Consider the following 22,483-nt stretch of genomic DNA (forward strand, 5'->3'; position numbering starts at 1 on the left):
TTCTAGGGTAGTTTTTATATAGCCCATTTTTTATTTTTAGTAAATGATACATTCATCCACTTTTTCAAATCAAAATGGTTTGTATTTTTATCTATTATTTCTCTTACTTTATCCATATCATCTATAGACTTTATTTTCGAATCTTTAGATACTATAAAATCAATTTCTATTCTAAGTTCTCTTCCTACTTTTGCTACTCTTGCTATAGACTCTTCTAAGTTATATTCCTCTTCAATTTCTTTTACTAATAAATTTATGTCATAGTTTATTTGATCATCAGCTGTAGAGTTTGTTATTTCTCTGAAAGCTTCTATTATAGAAGTTATAGGCATTTTCAAGAATATTATTGAACTTAAAATAACCATTCCTGGATCAACATAACTTGCTAAATTTTCTAATCCAATATACTTTAAAATAATTGTAATTAAAAATCCTACCAGCACTCCTATACTTAACATAGAATCCATAAGCCATTGGCTACTTTCAACTTTAACTATCTCGGAATTAAGATTCTTTGATGATTTTCTCATGTATAAATAAACTACAGTACATCCAACGGATGAAATTAATGCATATCCTAACGCAAAACCTGCCTCAACATCATTTCCACCATTTAAAACTTGCTTTATCGAAGAAAACATAGTTATTACGCACATTATTAAAAGTACTAATGATTTAATAATAACTAGAATTGGCTCTAATGTTGCCTTTCCAAAAGGATAATTTTTAAAATCACTTTTATTAATAAAATTAGTAGTAATAATTGCAAATACTGCTAGTCCTAGACTTACAAATGAGTATAATCCATCAAAAGCTATCATTTCCGAGTGTATAGCTCATCCCCATGCAATACCTAAGACAGCGAAGAACAATCCACCAATTGCTGAAAACTTAAGAATTTTGTTTTCCGCCTTCATAATATCACTCCTTCAATCTGAAATCTTATAATATTATTTTATCCTTTTATATTGCATATCTAAATCCATTAAAATGTTATTTATGTTTTATTAATATGAGTATTCTAAATTTCTTACTTTCTAATAAAAAGCATAAAAGTACATAATATACATTGCATATATCCCTAAAACTTAATTTAATTTATCCTAAACTTATTGATTTCAATATTTTTTTCATTAGAATTATTATTTAACTCTTCACCGACTTCTGCAACTCCTTGAGCCATAATACTTAATTCTCTTGAAAAAGTTTTTATTTCTTCTGAAGAATGTGATATTTCATCTAATAATATCCTTGATTTCTCTATTGAATCTATAATAGTATTTTTCTCTGATGATACTTTATCCATTTTATTATTTACATCTGTCATTTTAGGAACTATTTCAATGATTTTATCTACTATATCTTTAAAAGATAATATAGAGCTATCTATTACACCATATTGCTTTTCTAACTTAAAATTCATAACATTTGAAGTTTCTTTTACCTCATTACCTTCTTTTATTACATCTGTTAGTAGCTTATCAATATCAAGAGATGAACTTTTAACCTCTTCTGCAAGTTTTCTTATTTCATTTGCTACAACTGCAAATCCCTTTCCAGCTTCACCAACCCTTGCTGCTTCAATGGATGCATTTAATGCTAATAAATTAGTTTGATCTGCTATTGAATCTATAAAAATAGCTATATTCTTTATTTTTTCTAATGAATAATATAACTTTTTTAATTCATCATTCATATATGATGAAGAATTTTGTATATCAATCTTTGAATTCTGTAGCATTATTAAATCTTCTTTATTCCCACTTAATTGATTATTTACATTAGTTAGTAAATAATTAGTTTCATTAATTAATTCTTTAACTTCTTGAATTGATATTCCAAATCCATTGAGTAAGCTGCTTATTTCTTTGGTATCTTCGTTTTGAATATAAATATTTGAATCAACTTCTTGAATTGTAGCTGTAACTTCTTCTGAAGCTGCTGCCATTTCCTTACTTGAGTTAGATAACTTTTCTATATTAATAATTTCTTTATTTGATAAAATTATTATTTGGTTTATCATTTTAGAAATTTTTTCTTTCAATATATTTATATACTCAGCTATTAACTTAATTTCATCATTACTATTGACTTCTACTACTTTAGTTAAATCTCCCTCAGAAATTGTTACAAGTCCATCTATGACTTTTTTTACATTTCTATTAATACTCCTTGATAAAGCATATGATACTATACTGTAAACAATAATTAATATTATTGCTAATATACCAAGTTGAATAAGTATTACTTTTTTTACATTTATAATTTGTGTAATATCGTCACTTACCTCTAATATAGCATCAACACTCCCACTAATCCCCTTAATTGGATAATATGATTTTATTAGAGTGTTTTTTTTCTCTTTTACTTCAATTGATATAACCTCTCCATCAAAAACTTTATGTAATTCATCATTTAATATTATTTTCTTACCAAAATTAAGCATATTATTTTCTGTATCTACCATAATTTCAGCATTTTCGTTGTTAACTTTAGTTAAAATAGCTGCATATGTAATATTTTCATTGCTTTTTGCATTGGATAAATCGTTTTTTAACTTTTTATAGTCATAACTTCCTGTTATTTTATCTTGCATTACAGCACTAATATCCCCTGTAGATATACTTCCTTTAATATTTTTTCCCCTAGCTAATATATCTTTTTCAATTGAATTCAGCAATCTACTAAACATTAGTATATTAATAGTTAACAGTATTATCATCGCTATTACTGTTACAGTTACTGTAATACTAAAAATCTTTTTACCTATAGTACTTGTCCTTTTCTTAATTTTTTTTGACTTTCCTTTCTTATAATGCTTATTACTTTTTCTTAACCTTCTCTTTTTCATTGTTTGCCCCCTAATTATTATTTTACATTAGCTATGTTATAATTTTAATCATTTAGTAACTTTTTGTAAATATATATACTTTTTATAATAATTTCAAAATTTATACTATCCCCATTTTATTTAAAATTAATTTTTATAAGCCAATAAAATACAAACTTAATTATAAAATAATAATCACTAAAGGCTCTATTAATCTTATAATTATTTATTGAAATTTATATGAAAAATTTATCATTACTATTTAATATTATTTAATATTAACTTATTAACATATAATTTACTTTCGACCATTTTAGTTAAATCTTTATTTATATTATTAAATAATATAAAATCCATAATTTTTTAGTAATTTTTTCCACAAATTCTTGAAATTATTATTTCTTCGCGGTAAACTATATATATCATGAAAATGATAAAGTAACTATATAGAAAGTTGGTATTTATGAGCAATAATAATCTTAATACTGAAACACCTAAGGAAGTGGTACAAACTGATAAAAAAAGTATAGTTTCTATTTTAAAATCATGGAAATTCATACTTCTAGTATTTTTGATTCTAGTTTCCATTCTTGGTTATTGGATTATCTCAAGTACTAAATTAATAAATAACTATGCAGATAAAGTTTATCCTGGTGCTTATATACTAAATAAAGATTTAGCAGGGTTAAATAATAACGATTTACACACTACACTTATTTCTTTAGTTGAAGATATAAGTAACAAAAAAGTAAATGTTGAAGCGAAGGAACAAAGTTTTGAGATTTCTTATAAAGATCTAGAAGCAACTATTAACTATGAAGAACTTGAAAATGAAATTTTAAGTTTTGGAAAAAATGAAGGTTTCTTTGAAAAAATAAAATTATTAAGAAAACCAGAAAATAGAGAATATGAATTTGAGGTTCTTTTTAATGATGAAAAATTAACTTCATTTGTATCTAGTATATCTACAGCTGTAGATGTTAGTCCTATAAATGCTTCTATAGATATTTCTGGAGGAGCAATAAATATATCAAATGATTCAACTGGACTTAAATTAAATTCTGCTGACTTAATAGATAAAATTAAATCTCAAATAAAAGACATGAAAGCTCCAAATGTAGTAGAAGTAACTGGAAACGTTGATGTTGTTGAAGCTAATATTAAAGCTAGTGCTTTAAGTAATGTAAACAATAAAATTTCAGCTTTTTCAACAAGTTATTCAGCTGGCCCTAGTGGTACAAACCTTCAACTTGCTGCAAGGAATATTGATAATATTATAGTAATGCCTGGTGAAACTTTTTCTACAGAAAAAGCAATAGGTCCAACTACTATAGAAAATGGCTTCGTAGCTGCTAATACTTATGTTAATGGACAAGTAGTTCCTGGTATAGGCGGCGGTGTATGTCAAGTTGCTTCAACTCTTTACAATACTATGTTAAGAGCAGGAATAATACCTTCTGAAAGACTTAACCATATGATGAAAGTTTCATATGTTCCTATAGGCCTTGACGCTACATTAGCTGATAATCTAATTGATTTAAAATTTGTTAACAATTTTGAATATCCAGTAGTAGTAAATACTTATGCTGGAAATGGTAATTTAACTATTGAATTTTGGTCAAATGAATCAGTAAAGGGCGGTATAACATATGAACCAGTATCAGTACCTCTAGGACCACTAAGTGCTGACACTTATCTATATGGATATAATTCAAATGGTGAATTAGTTATTAATGAATATCTAGACAGGAGCACATATCAACCACTTCCAAACTAAAAAAAGCTGAGTTTCTCAGCTTTTTTTAATTTAAACAATACTTTATTAATGATAAAACTTCTTTAAATTTGAAGTTTTTTTAATTATCAATACTAGTTCCTGCTAAATATCCAGTTGAAAATGCCATTTGAAGATTATATCCTCCTGTTTCCGCATCTATATCTATAACTTCACCAGCAAAGAATAAATTTTTAATTTTTTTAGATTCCATAGTAGATGAATTTATTTCTTTTACACTAACGCCTCCACTAGTAACCATAGCAGCTTTTATTGTGATAGTATCCTCAACAGTTAAAGGCATTTCTTTTATATATTCTATAAGCTTTAATTCATCCTCTTTTTTCATTTCATGAATATTTACTTCATTTAAATTTAAAATATTAAGTACTTCTTTTATAAAATTTTGAGGTAAATATACTTTTAAATTATTTAGTAAACTTTTATTTGGATTAGATCTAATTATTTTTGATAACTCATCCTTAGATATTTCAGGTAAAAAATCTAGTTTTATTTCAACTTCTTTTTCCTTTAAAATTTTATTTATGTACGATGAGAATTTTAAAACACCTGGTCCAGATATTCCAAAATGAGTGAATATCATATCTCCTTGTCGTTGTATTTTTTTCTTTTTTATAGTAGTACTTATAACTACTTCTTTCATTGATACACCTTGAAGATTTTTAACAAACCCTTCTTTTGTTACAAGTGGAATTAACGCTGGATATAATGGATTTATTGTATGTCCATACTTTTCTAATATATCATACATACTACCATCAGATCCTGTAGTTGGATGACTTTTCCCACCAGTAGTTACAATAACACTATCTGCATATATTCTTTTTCCCTCTTCTGTGATTACACCTTTAATAATTTCATCTTCAACAATAAAATCATTTACTTTAGTGTTATATAAAACTTTAACATCGCTTTTCATAAGATCTCTCTTAAATATTTCTATAACTTCATCAGCTTTATCACTTTTTGTAAATACCTTTTGATCGTATTCAACCTTATATTCTAAATTATTATTAGAAAAGTATTCTAATAAAGTAGTATTAGGAAAAGTATAAAGTGCACTATATAAAAACTTCTTATTTGTAACTATTTTATCGAAAAATTCTTCTATATCTCTATTATTTGTTATATTACATCTTCCACCACCAGTAAGCTTTAACTTCTTACCTATTTCACTATTTCTTTCAATTAGAATAACTTCATTATTTTTTGAAGCTGATAATGATGCCATTATCCCTGCAGGTCCAGCTCCAACAACTATAACTTTTGCCATAATTTATCTCCTTAAAATTTTCATTTATCTTTGAAATATATTATATACTAAAAACAAAATAAAATCACTTAGAGTTATCTAAATGATTTTATTTATATCTTTTATCCCCTTAATTTCTTTTTCGAAACATTAAATGAAACTTTCCATAGGCAAATATCCAAAAGCAAAAAAATCACTCCATAAATTAGTATTCCTATATTAAAAAGACTTGCTACATAATGTATACCTATAGCTAAAAGTATTAACATAATCGAAAGAAAAACTGCTATTAAACTTTCTCCAGTATTATTAGCTCCCTCAAACTTTGTTGAAAATGGGTACTCCTTTTTCATAATTAAAAAATTTAATATTGTGATTAAAATTAGAGCTAAAAAAGCTACTATAAGATGTTTTATTACACTAGACGAAAAAACAATTATAAATATTATAGATATAATAATATATGGAGGTATTATAAGCTTAAATAAAGCTCCCTTGATGACACCTTTATAAATGGAAGATATCTTTTTTATTGGTGCTACCTCATATATCCATGCTCCATTATATTTTTCTGAATACCTAAGCATCATTAGTATATTAGGAATTATAAAAGCAAAAGAATATATTGATAGATAAAACTTAGAATTAATTAAGCTATTTCTAATGTTGCTTATACTTTCTCCTTGGAAGCCTATTGCCATAAAAAGAAATGGAAAAATCACTCCAAGTGCAACATTAGGATAAACCTTAAGCTTAAATTCTCTTTCTGAATTAATTATTCCTATCGAAAAATTGTAAAATGCTCTTTCAACTCTATCTTTACATATTATTTTACCAAGTCTTATTAACCCCTTACTTTTTTCATTAACTTTTTCGTTATTATTATTTAACTTTTGTAAATGTTTTTCAAATGTTGGTGTTAACTTTAAATAAATTAATATAGATATTATAGGAATTAATATTGCTAGTACACTCATAACTATCTTATATATGGTTATTCCTTCTCCACCGATTATTGATAATGGTGCAGCAAACCACATTGGTGGTAATAATAAGTGCCAAAACTGTTTATTATAAGTAATATTATTTAAATCTATAACTCCAAATAACCTTGGAACAATTTGATATATTAAGACCATAACTATACTTAATCCAATTTGAACAAAATTTATCATATCCTTTAATTTTTCACCATCAAAAAACTTAAGTACTAAAAGATACGTCAATGCAGTTACAATAATCATGAAAATATCTATTAATATTATTTCAATAAGAAAGATTAGAAAGTATCCTATTCCCTGCTTAAAAGATATTATAAGTGAAACTCCAACCAATGATAGAGTTAAATAAATTATATAAATAGTAACATGAGTAATTTTTGCAGCATTTATAGTTTTACTACTTACCCCTCTTGTTGCTAAAATATTTTTATCCCTCACATCTAAAATTACATAAGAAAAATCAGATATAAATATTGTTAATATCATAAACATTATGGCTGAAAAATACACTGTCATTTGATACATTAAATTCATTTTAAATATAAGCATTAATCCTAAGAATAATCCTATAAAAGCATATATTATTAAAGCTTTATAAAACTCATTTGACTCACCATTTTTCTTTTTTGCTTCATTATTAAATACAGTTGCTTTCCTTCTACCATCCATAGTAAGTTTAGCCTTAAGTATTATTCTAAAAATCTCATAATCTACTCCAGCTTTTTCATATAGCCCTCTAAGCCTATCTAATAATCTTATAACTTTAAACTCTTTCATACTTCTATACCTCTTTAACTACAGATATGAAGTTTTCGGCTAATTCTTTATATTGGTGGAATCCTGTTACTTCATTAAATATGCTTTCAAGTGAACTTTCCTTATAATTACTCTTTAATTCTTCAAAATTTCCATCTGCAACTATTTCACCATTATTTATCAATATTATTCTATCACTTATTTTTTCAACTACTTCCATTATATGAGATGAGTAAAAAATTGTTTTCCCTTCTTTTGCAAGATATGAAAGTATCTCTTTAATAATCATTACACTATTAGCATCTAACCCACTTAAAGGCTCGTCTAAAAATAATATTTCTGGATTATGAAGCAAGCTTGATATTAGTATTAACTTTTGCTTCATACCTTTTGAATATGATGAAATTCTCTTTTCATAAACATCTGCTATTCCTAATATGTCCATAAGCTTTCTTGCCTTATTATCAGCTTTATCATAATCCATTTCATATAATTGCGCTATAAAAGTAAGATACTCTTTTCCTGTTAAACTATCATATATTTCAGGTACTTCAGGAACATATCCTATTTTTCTTTTATAACTCTCATCTCCATTAGATATATCTTCACCAAATATTCTTATTTCTCCAGTATATCCAGTAACTAGTCCCATAATTAATTTAACTGTAGTACTTTTACCTGCTCCATTTGGTCCTATATATCCTATAATTGTCCCCTTGTTTATTTTGAGGTCTATTCCCTTTAATACTTGTTTTTCTCCAAAACTCTTTTTTAAATCTATTAATTCTAGTATTTGATTATTTTCCATAAATATCATCTCCCATAAATATTTTACAACACATCTTAATAGTTGTAAAATATTTACTTAATTTGATATTTCTACTTATTATTGATAAACAAATTATAATTCAAAACAAAATTCCTTTTCATATTTAGTAAATCTTCCATATCGTTTAAAAATTGTAAAAGCTGTGCTCTATTTTCAAACTCTTCTCTTGTCTTTGGCAATGCCATTTTTTTAAAATCATTTTTTAATATTTCTAGCTCTTCTAATAGCTCCTTACAATCATTTGTATCTTTAATTTGATCAGCAACACTTTTTGTAAACTTAGATATCATATGAGTCTGTTCAAAAGACATATAAAACTTTTCAAAATGAGATCTTAGCTTTTTTATTATATTAAACTGATTTTTTCTCATATTCATATAATCAGTATAATAAGAATCACTTTTTAGAAAGCTATTGTTTACTATTTTATAAGCCCTTTCACAGCTTTCATTTATCCTTATTTCTAAATCTTTCATTAGAAATTCCTCATCAATATCTACAGTATGAGTTACAAGTGACTTAGACATTTTAGACAAAATCAATCTATAATTTCTCTCTATATATTCCTTATCTTCATTAAATTTATACTGGAGAGATGGCATAAATAAATTTGCTATAGAGGCTACTCCAACACCAACTATCATAATTAAAGTTTCATTAACCACCCAATAAAAATTAATTGGATTTGCAATAAGTAAATGAGTTGATAATACAACAGCTGGTACCATTCCTTCAGATATATTTAATCTTGATGTTACTGGTATAAAAATCAAAAGAAATATTGCAAAAGTAATAGGATTTTGTCCTATAAAACCATATATTAAAACTGATAATAAAATTGCTATTACACAAGCAACTACTCTATTTTTACCAACTATTAATGCTTTTTTTCTTGTATCTTGAATACTTAAAATTGCTATTACAGCTGCAACAGCTGAAAATTGTAAATTTAATAAATTAGCAAGTATTAATGATACAGTTGCTGAAATGGACATTTTTACTGCTAAATTATAAACATACTTCACCTTATCACTCCAAACATCTATTATTTAAAATTTCTTTTTGCATATCCACATCTTTTACATAAATCTTCTACTGCACGTCTTCTTGAAAATCCATCATATATATTTCTTGCTCTTTCAGATGTTATTATATCTCCTAAACTTTGTTCAAAAATATTACCTAAAGGTATTTTTCCTTCGCTATCTAGACAACATGGCACAACCGTTCCATCAAGTAATATTCCAATTTGATCTCTAAGACCATGACAAAATACATCTTCACTTATTAATGATAAGTTTGCATCTGGCCAACTAAATTTTTCTGCCATATTTAAATATACTTTATCCTTTAGCTTCAATCTCTTTTTTTCTTTTAAAGCTTCTAATAAGTTAAATTCAAGGTTTAATTTATCTTCTATTAACTTTATTATTTGTGAATTTAAATTATTATTTGCTTTTAATTCATCTGTATCTATATTCCAAAGTCTAAGAGCACAAATTGTTTCACTTTTTTCAGTAGATTTATTAATAAAATCTAAAACATTATTTATATATTCATTAAATTCTATATCATTATCATTAGCTTCGAAACTATGTAATGATATATTTATTTGCCTTACTGCTTTTGAGTCTATTATTATATCTTTAACTTTATTTATTAATGTTCCATTTGTTGTTATATTTACTTTTAAATCTTCTTCTTTTGCTATTTTTAGGAATGTTTCTAAATTCTTATTTAAAAATGGTTCACCCATTAAATGTAAGTAAATATGATTAGTATATCCCTTAATCTTATTTATTATTTCATTAAAGCTTTCTACGCTCATAAAACCTAATTGTCTACTTGTTTTAGGACAAAAATTACAACTTAAATTACAGATGTTAGTTGTTTCTATATATATTTTTTTAAATCTCGTCATTTGTTATCTCCTTTTTATTTATATTTATAAAATTAATTTATCACATTATTGTCTTCTTTCCAAATATATTTAAAATTTATGACGAACTTAATTTGTAACATAATTTCATGATTAACTATATATTTATAATAAGTATATAAATATGAAGGATGTGAAACTATTTTGGATCCATATAAAATTTTAGGGGTTACTCCAGAGTCTTCCAAAGAAGATATTAAACAAGCTTATAAAAACATATTAGATGAATACGGTACTAATAACCCAGATTTTCAAACTCGTCCACTTGCTGAAGAAGTTCTTTCCGAAGCTAATATGGCTTATGATGTATTAATTAATGGTGCAGTATATAAAGAAATCAGAACACTTATTGATAATAATAATATTCCAATTGCTGAAAGTAAATTAAATCTTTTAGATTTAAAAGACTCTGCTGAATGGAATTACTTAAAAGGCTTTGTTTATTTTAAGAAAGGCTGGTTTGACATGGGAGTTCAGCATATAGTAACTGCTACAGAGCTTGATCCTGAAAATGAAGAATATGCTAAAACCCTAAATACCTTAAGAATGCGCTCTAATGAAATAATTAATTACTACAAGCAAAACAGTTCTCAAGGAACTACTCAAAATAATATGAATGCTTGTGGTGGCGGAAACATGGGCGGTGGTAGTGGCGGAATGTGCTAATTTATTGCTACCTACTATAAAACTAAATAAGGAGCAGTGGCTTACTAAGGTTACTACTCCTTATTTTTTTATTTACTTGCTTTAATTATTTCTAGTATTAAATTAGATAATTTCTCAAAATCATCTATTACCATATACTCATCTAATGTATGCAGTTTTCTTTCTCCACTTGAAAGATTAATAGCTATAATTCTATTTTCATTAAATTTTCAGTATATTCTACAAGATAAGATAATATTATTAATTAAATAATTATTTAGGAGAATACAATGAGTAAATCCAACCAAAACAAAAAGAATGACTCCAAAGATAAAAAAAACAGCAAAAAAGAGTCATCAAAAAAGAACTCAAAAAAGAAAAAATAATTCATAATAAAGCTATTCTCACATTACAAAATTATAGCTTAAAGCTAAAAAGTCACCATAATTTAAATATGGCGACTTTTTATTATTCTAATTGAGTTATTAATCTTCTCATTACATCTTTAAGTTTACCTTCACCAGTATCTTCATGTGTTGCTGCTATTATAAGCTTTATATCATTATCAGATGGATCCCATTTATAAGCTTTTATATCTATAATAGCTTCATCTGGTAAGATATCTTCCATATCTGTAGCTAACTCTTCTGATAAACTCATGTATTCATCAAAAAGCTCATCTTCATTTAACTCATCTATATTATAATCATCTTCAATAATTCCATTTAGTGTATTTATATCTATGCTTAAGTTAAAAGCCAATGTGTCTTCTCTTTTTGTCCCTTTACTCATATCTTTAATTACTTTAAACTCTGAATTATTTTCAATTTCATTTTTTACTTCCTCTGTATCAACCACTTTTCTTCCAAATGCGATGTACATAGCTTCACCTCCATAATAATAAATCTTTACATATAACAAAAAAGTTATACCTTTTTGCTATTTTTCATAGATTCTTTAATAAGTTCTTTAAGCTTTCCTAATTCTTTCATATATTTTTTATGCTCTAATTGAGGAAAAGCTTGAATAAATCTTTTATGTTTCTTTAATTTTAACTCTTTCTTAATTTCCTCTAAAATATTCATATTTTTTAAAGTTATATTTAAGTTAATTACTTCTTTAACTGTTAATACACCATCGATTAAAAATAACACTATACATAAAATCGATACTATTATTATAGTAATTGAACTTAAACTACTTACTATACCTAATATAAAAGGATGAAGTATCTTTATCAATATAACTGATAAAATTGCAAATAAACTTGAATTTAGTAAACAAACCCTACCTTTAATATTAAATTTTCTATCTGAATAATTCCATAACCTTGTATGAAATACAGATTCTAATAAAATATCTGCAATAAACTCTATTATAGAAGCAATCACACCTCCAAAAATAAACACTAAAATTGTAGAATCAATACTCATCCATTTCATCATATAAATAACAAAAATTGCACCAAACCCATAAACAGGGCACACTGGTCCTTTTAAAAAACCTCGATTTATAAGCTTCTTAGCTAGTATTGAACAATAAATAACTTCACAACCCCATCCAAGAAAACTATATATACTAAAATATAAAATAATGTTTAAAAACCACATAAAAATCCCCCCAGGATGTTATATTATTATAATAATTATAGTTAATTATAACTCCTAAGCTTAAGTTTTTATTAAAATATGGTTGTAATCTATTTTTTAATCTTTATAGTTTCCATAACTTCATTGAATAATTTATTATAAAAATCATCAAATCCATCATCACCAAACTCAACCTCTTCAGAATCATTTATATAAAACTTGTCCATTGTAGAAATAATCAAATCAAACTTTTTTAAATCATTTTCTTCTAATAGAACATTATATAAATATGCTAGATGATTTTGCATATATATTTGCATTTCCCTAATATCTGAATCTTCTAGTTTACCATCATCATATAACTTTTTAACTGGGCCATTCCTAAAAATGAAATAAGTTGATGCTTTTGTTATTCTAACTAAATAATCTTTTGGAATTCTATCTTTCATTTATATTCACCTCATGATTTATTGCTATATATATTTAACTATATATGCTTCTAAAATACAATCCCAATAATATATAATGTCATATAAATTGAAGAAGCTAGTTCTTTGTATTATAATATATTTAATATATTATAATACAGGTGTTTAAATGGGATTCTTAAAAGGTACATATGGAGTAGATATACTAACTTTAGTTTTATTATTTTTAAGTTCATTACTTAATTTTTCTCATTATACAAGGCTAATTGGTTATGCCGTACTTTTAATTGCTATCTTTAGAGTATTTTCTAAAGATATATATAAAAGAAGAAGAGAACTTAATTCTTTTGTTACATTTATCAATAAACCGCTATCAAAGCTTGGATTTACAATTCCAAGCAATATGCCACCACTTGATTTAAATAATCTTACTTTCCTTTTTAAAATAATAGAAAATAAGATAAATGAAAAGAAAAACTTTAAAATAACAAAATGTCCAAGTTGTGGTCAAAAATTAAGATTACCTCGAAAAAAAGGCAAAATAGTAGTAACCTGTAAAAGATGTTCTCATAAATTTGATTTTAGAACTTAATTTTTAACTTTAATATAACAGGGGTTGTCGCATATAACCATTTAATTATGCGACAGCTCCTGTTTTAATTTGTAAATTTTATTGCTTAAGGAATATCTACTCCTCTTCCTGCTACATAAATTTCAAACCATTGATCTCTTGTAAGATTTATTTTAGTTGCTCTAACAGCTGATTTAATTCTATCTATATTACCTGACCCAACTATAGGCATAATTTTACTTGGATGCATTAGGATCCATGCATATACAACTTCATCAATATCATTTGCAGAAACTTCTTCTTTTATTTTATTTAAAACCTTTCTAACTCTAATTGCTGCTTCATCCTCACCATTAAATATTCTTCCTCCAGCAAGAGGTGACCATGCCATTGGCTTTACTCTTTTTTCAAGCATTAAATCAAGTGTTCCATTTTCAAAATGCTCTAAATTTAAAGGAGATATTTCAATTTGATTTGTTACTAATTTTTCATCTAAATATGAATTTAACATATTAAATTGTGATGGTAAAAAGTTAGATACTCCAAAATTTCTTACTTTCCCTTCACTTTTTAATTTTGAAAATGCCTCTGCTACTTCTTCTGGATTTAATAACGCATCTACTCTATGAATTAATAAAAGATCTAAATAATCTGTTTTAAAGTTTTTTAAAGATCTTTCGGCTGATTTTATTATATGTTCTTTACTTGTATCATAACAATGTGATTTATTTTCTGGTCTATTAATTGATGGGAATTTAATACCACACTTAGTTACTATTTGTAGTTTTTCTCTTAATTCTTTTTTTAAATTTAATGCATCACCAAACTTTTCCTCACAACAAAAGTTTCCATATATATCTGCATGATCTATTGTCGTTATGCCTAATTCATAAACTTCTTCTACTAATTTTAATAATTCTTTATTGCTTAAATTCCAATCCATAAGTCTCCAATGTCCATGAACTATTCTAGACATTTCTAAAGTATTGCTTAATTTAATCTTTTCCATCTTCTTCACCTTTCTACTTTAATTTATTATAGATATATTCAATTATGCTAGTTATCAAAATCAAAATATAGATCTCTCTTTAGTATTTTACAAATTAACCAATATATAATTCCATAGTAAATTATATCATATCTTTGCAAAAGTTATTAATAATTATAACATTAAAAATGGGTAAACTTCCCTTAATATATTACTCCAATATTGAACAAAATAATTTTAATTAGTAATTTAAGGAGGTTTAATCGTGGGAAATAAAAAATTAGATAGTGGTAAGTTAACCTTATCCGCACTTATATTAATGATTTTCACATCAGTTTACGGATTTAATAATATTCCTAGAGCGTTTTATTTAATGGGATATTCAGCAATACCTTGGTATCTATTTTCAGCAATTTTTTTCTTTTTACCATATGCTTTTATGATGGCTGAATATGGGGCAGCCTTCAGAAACGAAAGTGGTGGAATATATACTTGGATGGATAAATCAATTGGTCCTAAATATGCCTTTGTTGGTACATTTATGTGGTATAGTTCTTATTTAATTTGGATGGTTAATGTATCATCTTCAATTTGGGTTCCTTTATCAAATTTAATTTTTGGATCAGATAATACTTCTACTTGGTCTTTATTTGGATTAAATGCAGCAAGAACACTTGCTATACTAGGATCAATTTTTGTTATATTAATAACATTTATTTCATCAAAAGGGCTTAAAGGAATTGCTAAAGTAGCTTCTGTTGGTGGAATATTTGTAACTAGTGCTAACTTAGTTTTAATAATTGGTGGATTAATAGTCCTTATTGGAAATAAATTTAAGTTTGCGGAACCCATTGATATTAATGCATTTATAACATCACCTAATCCATCATATCAATCACCTTTAGGAATTTTAGGTTTTTTAGTTTTTGCCTTATTTGCTTATGGTGGTCTTGAGGTTGTTGGAGGATTAGCTGATTCAACTGAAAATCCTAAAGTTACGTTTCCAAGAGGAATTAAAATTTCTGCAATAGTAATTGCCATAGGATATTCTTTAGCAATATTATTTACAGGATTTTTTATAAATTGGAATAGTATTTTAAAAGGTTCTGAAGTTAATATGGCAAATGTATCTTACATAGTTATAAAAAATTTAGGTGTGGAAATTGGAAAAGTTTTGGGATTATCTCAAAATGCAATAAATATACTTGGTTCTTGGTTTGCTAGATATATTGGCCTTGCAATGTTTTTAGCACTACTTGGTGCATTTTTTACATTAGCATATTCGCCTTTAAAACAATTGATAGAAGGAACACCTGCTGGAATTTGGCCAAAATCATGGAGTGAAAAAGATGAAAATAATATGCATAAAAATGCAATGTGGATTCAATGTATTATTGTAGTAGCAATAATACTTATAACATCCTTTGGTGGTAAAAGTGCAAGTGTATTTTTAAACTATTTAGTTTTAATGGGAAATGTAGCAATGACAATTCCATATATGTTTTTATCATTTGCTTTTATATCTTTCAAAAAGAAAAAGGAAATTGAAAAACCATTTGAAATTTATAAAAAGGACTCCTTTGCAACAGTAGCCGCAATTATAGTTACTTTAACAGTTGGATTTGCTAATGTCTTCACTGTACTACAACCTGCTTTAGAAACTAAAGATTATATATCTACTATTTTTCAAATTGCAGGACCTATAATTTTTGCTATTATAGCTTTAATTTTATATTCTTCATATGAAAAGAAAATTAATAAAAATAAATAAAAAAGATTTGTTTACTGCATATTTTATATTAAAGAGTTATTATAATCAATAAATTCAACAAAATACAAGGGAGTAACGAAACGTTACTCCCTTGTATTTAATATTTTAAAAATAGATTTCACATAAAATTATCTATTCTCTAATCCAATCATTTTCAGCAACTTAAATAGCTTTTCTTTTATTTTCTTGTGCAGACTTAACTTTTTCAAGCTCTCTAACAAATATATCTGCATTTGTATTGTCTATATAAAGTACACACATTATATAATCATTTAATTCATTTATGGTTGTTGTTATTCTTGTGTAATTCATTAATTTATCTACTTCAAATTTTTTATTTAAATTCAAATATTTTTTCTTTCCATTAATTTTAATATCTTTGCAGTTATCTGTGAATTCAAACATAACATCTTCTTTTGTTTTTATACCTAAAATCATTCCATTTTTAGTATACCTAAAGCAATATCCATCTTGTTCAAAAAGTCCCATTTCATCAATACCGTTTATAATTTCCTCGTAATTATCCCATTCTCTTTCAATCTCATCTTTATCATAATAATAATAACGTATATATGAATCTATACAAAAAGCATTATATTCTCTATCTTCTATATCTAAGCATTCATTTTTATCCCTATGATAATTTTCTTTTAGCTTTTTATTTATTTTAAATATATTTTCTTTAATTGCTTCACAGTTTTCTTTTACTTTATCAATTGCTTCTATGAAGTTATCAGCATCTATAGGTTTATTTAACTGTATATCCATTAATATTATTTTAGAATTATATCTTATTAAATCTATGTTAAATTTCACTTCGTTATTTTCATTTTCTATGTAATTTAAATTTTCCATAATATCATTTTTATTTTCTATTGAATTTTTATTTTTTAACACATTTATAACTATTTCTGTAAATTCAACTCTTTTATTAAGCTTCTTTAAAACCATAGATACATTTTCTATTTTTCTTTCACCAACTAAAGTTACCATTTGTGATAAATCTGATATTATTCCATTATTGCATTTATCTAATTTTAATATTAATCCATTAACACTGTTATCAACTTTAATATTATATTCATTTCTCAAATCAATATCTATCTCTTCTTGTAACTTTCCTTCTCTATCAGTTATATATCTACTTACAGAATCTTTATCAAATAATATTTTTTTTGCTTTATTTAAATATTTTAAGCTATTATCATATCCTTCAATTAGCCTTTTCTTTGTTTGTTTATCACAAGTTTTATATAAGTTTTTATAATTTTTTATTAGTAAATTAATTGCAGATAAAGCTTCAATAATTGATGTTTCCATTTCACTTTTTACTGTGGATAATTTATATTTATGCTCGTAACACAACTCTTCATAATCTTCATTTTTACTTAAATGATTTCTTAGCAATGAATTTTCTAGTTCTAATCTTGCTAAATTTATATTATAAATATCCTTTCTCAAATAGTGATAACTTTCAAGTAAATCATCTTCTTTACTATAATCTTTTATTGCCTTAACTATATCTCTTAATATATATATAGCTTCATCTAATTTTTCTTCATAATTTGAAGATTTTTTAAATACATCTAATATACTCATAACTTACTCCTTCCTAAATAATATTGTCTTCTGCTAAATACTTCATATTTATTTATGTTTTCCTATTTAAAAATATTAATTCACTTATGAAATTTATTAATACTTTTTCCTTGACTTTAACTCCCTCAAATTGTATTATGTAGTTAATTCAAATACAGATGTATTTCAATCAAGTACATTATGTTAAAAGGGGGCTTTATTATGAAAAATATATCATTAATTTTAAAAATATTTATAGCACTAGTTCTTGGTATATCTTTTGGTATAATATTTAAAAATCTTAATATTGATTTTCCAATTAGACTTTTAGCAACATTTAGTGAATTATTTGGAAGTTTTTTATCTTTTATTATTCCTTTGATTATGATTGGATTCATAGTTACTGGAATAGCATCTCTTGGCCATAAATCAGGAAAAGCCTTGTTAATTACAACTGCAGTAGCATATATTTCTACTCTATGCGCTGGTTTTTTAGCATTTTCTATAGGATCATATTTATTACCTAAATTTTTAGAATCAAATTCTTTAGTTATAGAATCAAGTAATGAAATTAATGCTTTTTTTAGTATTGATATTCCACCTATAATGACTGTTATGTCAGCACTAGTGTTTTCTTTTATAATGGGAATAAGCTTATCAAAGATTAAAAATAGTAGCATATTAAATATATTTAATGAATTTAATTTAATAGTAACTAGGATTATTTCTAATATACTTATACCTATAGTTCCTATTTATGTTGGTGCAATATTTGCTAGACTTAGCTTTAGTGGTGAAATTTTTAGTACATTAAAAAGCTTTGCTATAGTTTATATAATTTTATTTGCTATTCAAATAATCTATATCTTAATTCAATATTCATTTGCTAGTAGTATAAAGAAAGAAAATCCATTAAAACTTATTAAAAATATGTTGCCTGCTTATTTAACAGCAGTTGGAACTCAATCCTCTTCTGCTACAATTCCTGTTACAGTAGAATGTGTAAATAACAATGATGTTAGTGAAAAAGTAACTGATTTTGTTATTCCTCTATCTGCTACTATACATTTAGCAGGAGATACAATAACTCTTGTATTAACATCTATGGCAGTAATGTACATGACTGGCAGAGTGCCTACATTTTCGTTAATGCTACCGTTTATATTTATGCTTGGTGTAACTATGGTTGCTGCACCTGGTGTTCCTGGGGGTGGAGTTATGGCAGCTTTAGGAATTTTAGAATCAATGCTTGGATTCGGAATCTTTGAAAAACCAATTATGATTGCTCTTCATGCTGCTCAAGATAGTTTTGGAACTGCAACTAATGTTACTGGTGATGGAGCAATAGCTATATTAGTTGACAAACTTTTACAAGATGTAGAATCTGCAAAGGAAGATTTAAATGATTTGACTGTTATAGAATAAGAAAAAGAGTCTGTCACACAATTAAATAGCTTTCTGCGACAGACTCTTTTTCTTATTTTTCAGTTTTTACATTAATAGTATTTCCATCAGATGTAATTGTTATTTGACCTTGCTTATCTGTTCTATAGGCTTTTATCCCATGAAGATCTATAGTTTGTAATGTTTCTCTGTGTGGATGACCATATTTATTATCTACACCACAACTAATTACTCCGTACTCTGGTGAAACTGCTTCAACAAATTCCTTAGTTGATGATGTGCTAGAACCATGGTGTCCAAACTTTAATACATCAGCATCTAAATTACTAGGGTATTTAGCTACAACTTCTTGTTCTGCATGAGCTTCTGCATCACCTGTAAACATGTAACTAGTGTTTCCAAAAGTTAATTTCATTATAGGTGAATAATCATTAAATTCCTCATATGATTCATAAATTGGAGAATACACATCTATCTTTGCACCTTCTCCTAAATCAAAGCTTGTACCTTCTTTTATCACTTTAACTTTTAATCCCTCATTACTAACTGCACTTAACATATTTTCAAAAGTTTTTGTTGTATGTGTAACCTTTGGCATATAAAAACTTTTAACATCATATTTTTCAAAAACCTTTACCATTCCTCCAATATGATCTTCATGAGGATGAGTTGCAATAACAATTTCAAAATCATCTATATTCTTTTCTTCTAATTGCTTTATTAATTTATCTGCATCACTTCTTGGACCAGCATCTATTAATATATCAAAATCATTTACTCTAATATAAGCTGCATCTCCTTGTCCAACATCTAGATATGATATTTCTAATTTTCCAGTTGGAGATCCTATATTGGAATTTTTTAAATCTTTGCCAAAATATAATGATATTACTGCAATTATTCCAAATACAATAATAGTTATAAATTGTGCTTTTTTATTTCCCTTATGCTTTTTCATAGTTTTTTCAAAAGATTTCTTCAAGTTATTTTCTTTAGTCAAATTCTTCTTCCTCCCTACAAACATACATTCTCGCCATTAATTATTATATGTTTTTATTAGGAAAAAGTCAAAAGGCGTTACATTTTGTCCTGCAACGCCCCATAGTCATAGTCAAATTATAAATAAAACTTCTGACTATGATAATATTATTTGTATTTTCATAAATTTTATTCATTAACTATTTAAAGAATTAATTTTAGGATCAACTTTTACTTTTTTACTTAAATTATATCTTATTAAAGTCTTAGTAATTGTAGAAACTAAAATCACTCCAAGAGCTAATACTCCTGCAGAAGCTAAAGTTTTTATTCCTGTTTCTAATGATTTCATTACATTCCCTGTAATAACTTCAACCATTGTATAATACATTCCTCCACCAGGAACTAAAGGTATTAAAGCTGCTATTACAAATGTAGTTACTGGTGTCTTTAATATTCTTGCAAAGATCTCTGAATATACACTAAGTCCTACAGACGCAAGAAATAAGGCAGTTGTGTCAGAACTCCCAACCTTCAGCGAAAACTTATATATAAACCAACCTAATGCACCACATAAAGCTGAAAAAAACAAATTTTTACCTTTAATATTAAAAACTATTCCAAATGCAAATGATGCAATAAATGCTGATAGAACTTCAATAATCATTTTTATATCCCTCCAAATGCTCCAATCCAAAAACTTAAAACCACACCAGTTCCAATAGCAACTGCAATAGCTGTTAAAAATGCTTCTGCCCCTCTTGCAAGACTAGATACTAAATCACCTGCAACTGTGTCTCTTATTGCATTGGTAATTGCAAGTCCTGGAACCAAAAGCATTATAGAACCAATTATAACTTTGTCCATATCTATAGCTATTCCGATTTTTATAGATATAATTGCTAGAAATGCTAAAATTCCAGCACATATACTTGTAATAAAAAATGAATTTAATCCTATATTTTCACCTTTTATTGAAAAATACTTAACTACTATTCCTATTAAAAATGCTGCAATTGCATCTCTTAAAGATCCTCCAAATAAAAAAACAAATCCAAATGCGCCTATGGCTGAAAATAATATAGTTATTTTATTTGAATATCTCTTTTCTTCTTCTATATCTTTTAATTTATCTTTTAATTCTTTTACAGTAAATTTATTATTTAATATATTTCTTGCTAAATCATTTACTTTATGAATTCTTTGCAAATCTACTGATCTACTTGAAATTCTAACTACAAGTGATTTTATTTCCCCTTTATGTGAGGCTGATGCTATAATCACTGTTGGAGTTGCGTAACTATCTGCTACTTCAATTCCAAATGAGTTGCAAATTCTATTCATAGTTTCTTCTACTCTATAAGCCTCTGCTCCACTTTCTAACATTATTTTACCTGCATATGCTGCAACTTGAAGTATATCGTTTATTTCCATTTAAATTCCCTTCTCCTATATTTAACTTCATATATTATACAATTCTCCTAATAGCATGTCCATATAGATTTCATCCTTTTTAAAACTTTATTTTTTAATTTTAATCTTAAATAAGTATAAAAAAAATTAACTTGTAAAGTTATTGTTCTCAAAATAAAGAAAAAGGAAAAATCATAAAGATTTTTCCTTTAAAATTACATATTATTTATTATATTTGATATACTTTCAACTGAAGCATTTCTAATAGTGAAAATCATATCTTCACCTATTCTAAGCTTACATTCATTTTCATTTATTTTTACCTTATTCAAATTTAATCCAGTATTTCCAAACTCCTTATATTTAGTTGGTGCTATATCAATAGTAAACTTACTATCTTTAGCACCTGTAATTTTTATTAAGCTTCCTTCACATTCATTATCTTGTATATTTAATGTTATTATGTTATTTCCTTTTAATACTACTTTATTTTCTGGAATTGATACTACAGATACTTTACCAGTCATAGTCATCCATCCACCACTCAATTTTATCTTAGAAAGTAATTCTGTATTATATTCTTTTGTAATATTACTTAATAATTGCCCTAATTCATATACATTTAAATCGTATTTCATATTTTTATCCCTCACAGTTATCACTATACTTGCTTCAAATAATAATCTCATTAATTAAACTATTAGTCTATATAATAG

General features: G+C 25.9%; 21 protein-coding genes. 5 read left to right on the top strand and 16 right to left on the bottom strand.

All coding sequences use genetic code 11. The annotated features are described in order from the left end of the window. Positions 1 to 14 precede the first annotated feature (14 nt). Both NSA50_RS03365 and NSA50_RS03370 read right to left on the bottom strand, forming a co-directional pair. Complete coding sequence (locus NSA50_RS03365; protein WP_257442991.1) at positions 15 to 821, bottom strand: cation diffusion facilitator family transporter; 807 nt, start codon at positions 819 to 821, stop codon at positions 15 to 17. Positions 822 to 1,093: 272 nt separating this feature from the next. After that, complete coding sequence (locus tag NSA50_RS03370) at positions 1,094 to 2,851, bottom strand: methyl-accepting chemotaxis protein (RefSeq protein WP_195264329.1); 1,758 nt, start codon at positions 2,849 to 2,851, stop codon at positions 1,094 to 1,096. A 442-nt stretch (positions 2,852 to 3,293) separates the two neighbouring features. Here NSA50_RS03370 and NSA50_RS03375 point away from each other — a divergent pair, with 442 nt between their 5' ends. Then, on the top strand, positions 3,294 to 4,607 hold the full coding sequence (locus tag NSA50_RS03375) for a VanW family protein (protein ID WP_195264328.1): 1,314 nt from the start codon (positions 3,294 to 3,296) through the stop codon (positions 4,605 to 4,607). Between the two features lie 79 nt (positions 4,608 to 4,686). On the opposite strand, the gene NSA50_RS03380 is transcribed toward NSA50_RS03375, so the two are convergent. The 5 genes from NSA50_RS03380 to NSA50_RS03400 all read right to left on the bottom strand — a co-directional run bounded on the left by NSA50_RS03380 (position 4,687) and on the right by NSA50_RS03400 (position 10,384). After that, positions 4,687 to 5,898, bottom strand: a complete 1,212-nt coding sequence (locus NSA50_RS03380; RefSeq protein WP_195264327.1) for a BaiN/RdsA family NAD(P)/FAD-dependent oxidoreductase — start codon at positions 5,896 to 5,898, stop codon at positions 4,687 to 4,689. Positions 5,899 to 5,999: 101 nt separating this feature from the next. Then, a complete protein-coding gene (locus NSA50_RS03385; protein WP_195264326.1) occupies positions 6,000 to 7,655 on the bottom strand; it encodes a hypothetical protein in 1,656 nt (551 codons plus the stop codon). Between the two features lie 4 nt (positions 7,656 to 7,659). After that, positions 7,660 to 8,442: an ABC transporter ATP-binding protein gene (locus NSA50_RS03390; RefSeq protein WP_257442996.1), complete on the bottom strand. Its 783-nt coding sequence runs from the start codon at positions 8,440 to 8,442 to the stop codon at positions 7,660 to 7,662. Between the two features lie 71 nt (positions 8,443 to 8,513). Continuing rightward, complete coding sequence (locus NSA50_RS03395; protein WP_195264324.1) at positions 8,514 to 9,488, bottom strand: aromatic acid exporter family protein; 975 nt, start codon at positions 9,486 to 9,488, stop codon at positions 8,514 to 8,516. A gap of 20 nt (positions 9,489 to 9,508) precedes the next feature. Then, positions 9,509 to 10,384 carry a radical SAM/SPASM domain-containing protein gene (locus tag NSA50_RS03400; RefSeq protein WP_257442999.1) on the bottom strand — a complete coding sequence of 292 codons (876 nt, stop codon included), beginning with the start codon at positions 10,382 to 10,384 and terminating at the stop codon, positions 9,509 to 9,511. Between the two features lie 162 nt (positions 10,385 to 10,546). On the opposite strand from NSA50_RS03400, the gene NSA50_RS03405 reads away from it, so the two are divergent. Then, positions 10,547 to 11,068, top strand: a complete 522-nt coding sequence (locus NSA50_RS03405; RefSeq protein ID WP_257443001.1) for a J domain-containing protein — start codon at positions 10,547 to 10,549, stop codon at positions 11,066 to 11,068. Between the two features lie 447 nt (positions 11,069 to 11,515). Here NSA50_RS03405 and NSA50_RS03410 read toward each other — a convergent pair whose 3' ends face one another. From NSA50_RS03410 to NSA50_RS03420, 3 genes are all read right to left on the bottom strand, one after another. Beyond that, positions 11,516 to 11,929: a hypothetical protein gene (locus NSA50_RS03410; RefSeq protein WP_195264321.1), complete on the bottom strand. Its 414-nt coding sequence runs from the start codon at positions 11,927 to 11,929 to the stop codon at positions 11,516 to 11,518. Positions 11,930 to 11,973: 44 nt separating this feature from the next. Further along, positions 11,974 to 12,657 carry a putative ABC transporter permease gene (locus tag NSA50_RS03415; protein ID WP_257443003.1) on the bottom strand — a complete coding sequence of 228 codons (684 nt, stop codon included), beginning with the start codon at positions 12,655 to 12,657 and terminating at the stop codon, positions 11,974 to 11,976. A gap of 89 nt (positions 12,658 to 12,746) precedes the next feature. Further along, positions 12,747 to 13,085 carry a hypothetical protein gene (locus tag NSA50_RS03420; RefSeq protein ID WP_257443005.1) on the bottom strand — a complete coding sequence of 113 codons (339 nt, stop codon included), beginning with the start codon at positions 13,083 to 13,085 and terminating at the stop codon, positions 12,747 to 12,749. Between the two features lie 148 nt (positions 13,086 to 13,233). Between NSA50_RS03420 and NSA50_RS03425 the strand changes: the two genes are divergently transcribed. Next, complete coding sequence (locus tag NSA50_RS03425) at positions 13,234 to 13,656, top strand: zinc-ribbon domain-containing protein (RefSeq protein ID WP_257443007.1); 423 nt, start codon at positions 13,234 to 13,236, stop codon at positions 13,654 to 13,656. Between the two features lie 85 nt (positions 13,657 to 13,741). On the opposite strand, the gene NSA50_RS03430 is transcribed toward NSA50_RS03425, so the two are convergent. Further along, positions 13,742 to 14,644 (bottom strand): aldo/keto reductase, encoded by a 903-nt coding sequence (locus NSA50_RS03430; RefSeq protein ID WP_195429354.1) that lies wholly within the window; start codon positions 14,642 to 14,644, stop codon positions 13,742 to 13,744. Between the two features lie 244 nt (positions 14,645 to 14,888). On the opposite strand from NSA50_RS03430, the gene yjeM reads away from it, so the two are divergent. Then, the gene (yjeM, locus tag NSA50_RS03435) at positions 14,889 to 16,394 is read left to right on the top strand and encodes a glutamate/gamma-aminobutyrate family transporter YjeM (protein WP_257443010.1); all 1,506 of its coding nucleotides are present in this window, start codon (positions 14,889 to 14,891) and stop codon (positions 16,392 to 16,394) included. 162 nt (positions 16,395 to 16,556) lie between these two features. Here the strand turns inward: yjeM and NSA50_RS03440 are convergent, their stop codons facing one another. Next, positions 16,557 to 17,993 (bottom strand): hypothetical protein, encoded by a 1,437-nt coding sequence (locus tag NSA50_RS03440; RefSeq protein WP_257443012.1) that lies wholly within the window; start codon positions 17,991 to 17,993, stop codon positions 16,557 to 16,559. Between the two features lie 201 nt (positions 17,994 to 18,194). On the opposite strand from NSA50_RS03440, the gene NSA50_RS03445 reads away from it, so the two are divergent. Continuing rightward, entirely contained in the window at positions 18,195 to 19,397 is a 1,203-nt protein-coding gene (locus NSA50_RS03445) for a dicarboxylate/amino acid:cation symporter (protein WP_257443014.1), read from the top strand. A 52-nt stretch (positions 19,398 to 19,449) separates the two neighbouring features. On the opposite strand, the gene NSA50_RS03450 is transcribed toward NSA50_RS03445, so the two are convergent. The 4 genes from NSA50_RS03450 to NSA50_RS03465 form a co-directional block, all read right to left on the bottom strand. Then, positions 19,450 to 20,334 carry a ComEC/Rec2 family competence protein gene (locus NSA50_RS03450; protein WP_195264367.1) on the bottom strand — a complete coding sequence of 295 codons (885 nt, stop codon included), beginning with the start codon at positions 20,332 to 20,334 and terminating at the stop codon, positions 19,450 to 19,452. Between the two features lie 216 nt (positions 20,335 to 20,550). Then, positions 20,551 to 21,021, bottom strand: coding sequence for a threonine/serine exporter family protein (locus tag NSA50_RS03455; RefSeq protein WP_195264313.1), 471 nt, complete (start codon positions 21,019 to 21,021; stop codon positions 20,551 to 20,553). A gap of 2 nt (positions 21,022 to 21,023) precedes the next feature. Then, complete coding sequence (locus NSA50_RS03460) at positions 21,024 to 21,788, bottom strand: threonine/serine exporter family protein (RefSeq protein ID WP_257443016.1); 765 nt, start codon at positions 21,786 to 21,788, stop codon at positions 21,024 to 21,026. A 194-nt stretch (positions 21,789 to 21,982) separates the two neighbouring features. After that, the gene (locus NSA50_RS03465; RefSeq protein ID WP_195264311.1) at positions 21,983 to 22,405 is read right to left on the bottom strand and encodes a UDP-N-acetylglucosamine pyrophosphorylase; all 423 of its coding nucleotides are present in this window, start codon (positions 22,403 to 22,405) and stop codon (positions 21,983 to 21,985) included. Positions 22,406 to 22,483: the final 78 nt, after the last annotated feature.

This window comes from Clostridium mucosae (genome assembly GCF_024622765.1).
Taxonomy (GTDB): Bacteria; Bacillota; Clostridia; order Clostridiales; family Clostridiaceae; genus Clostridium.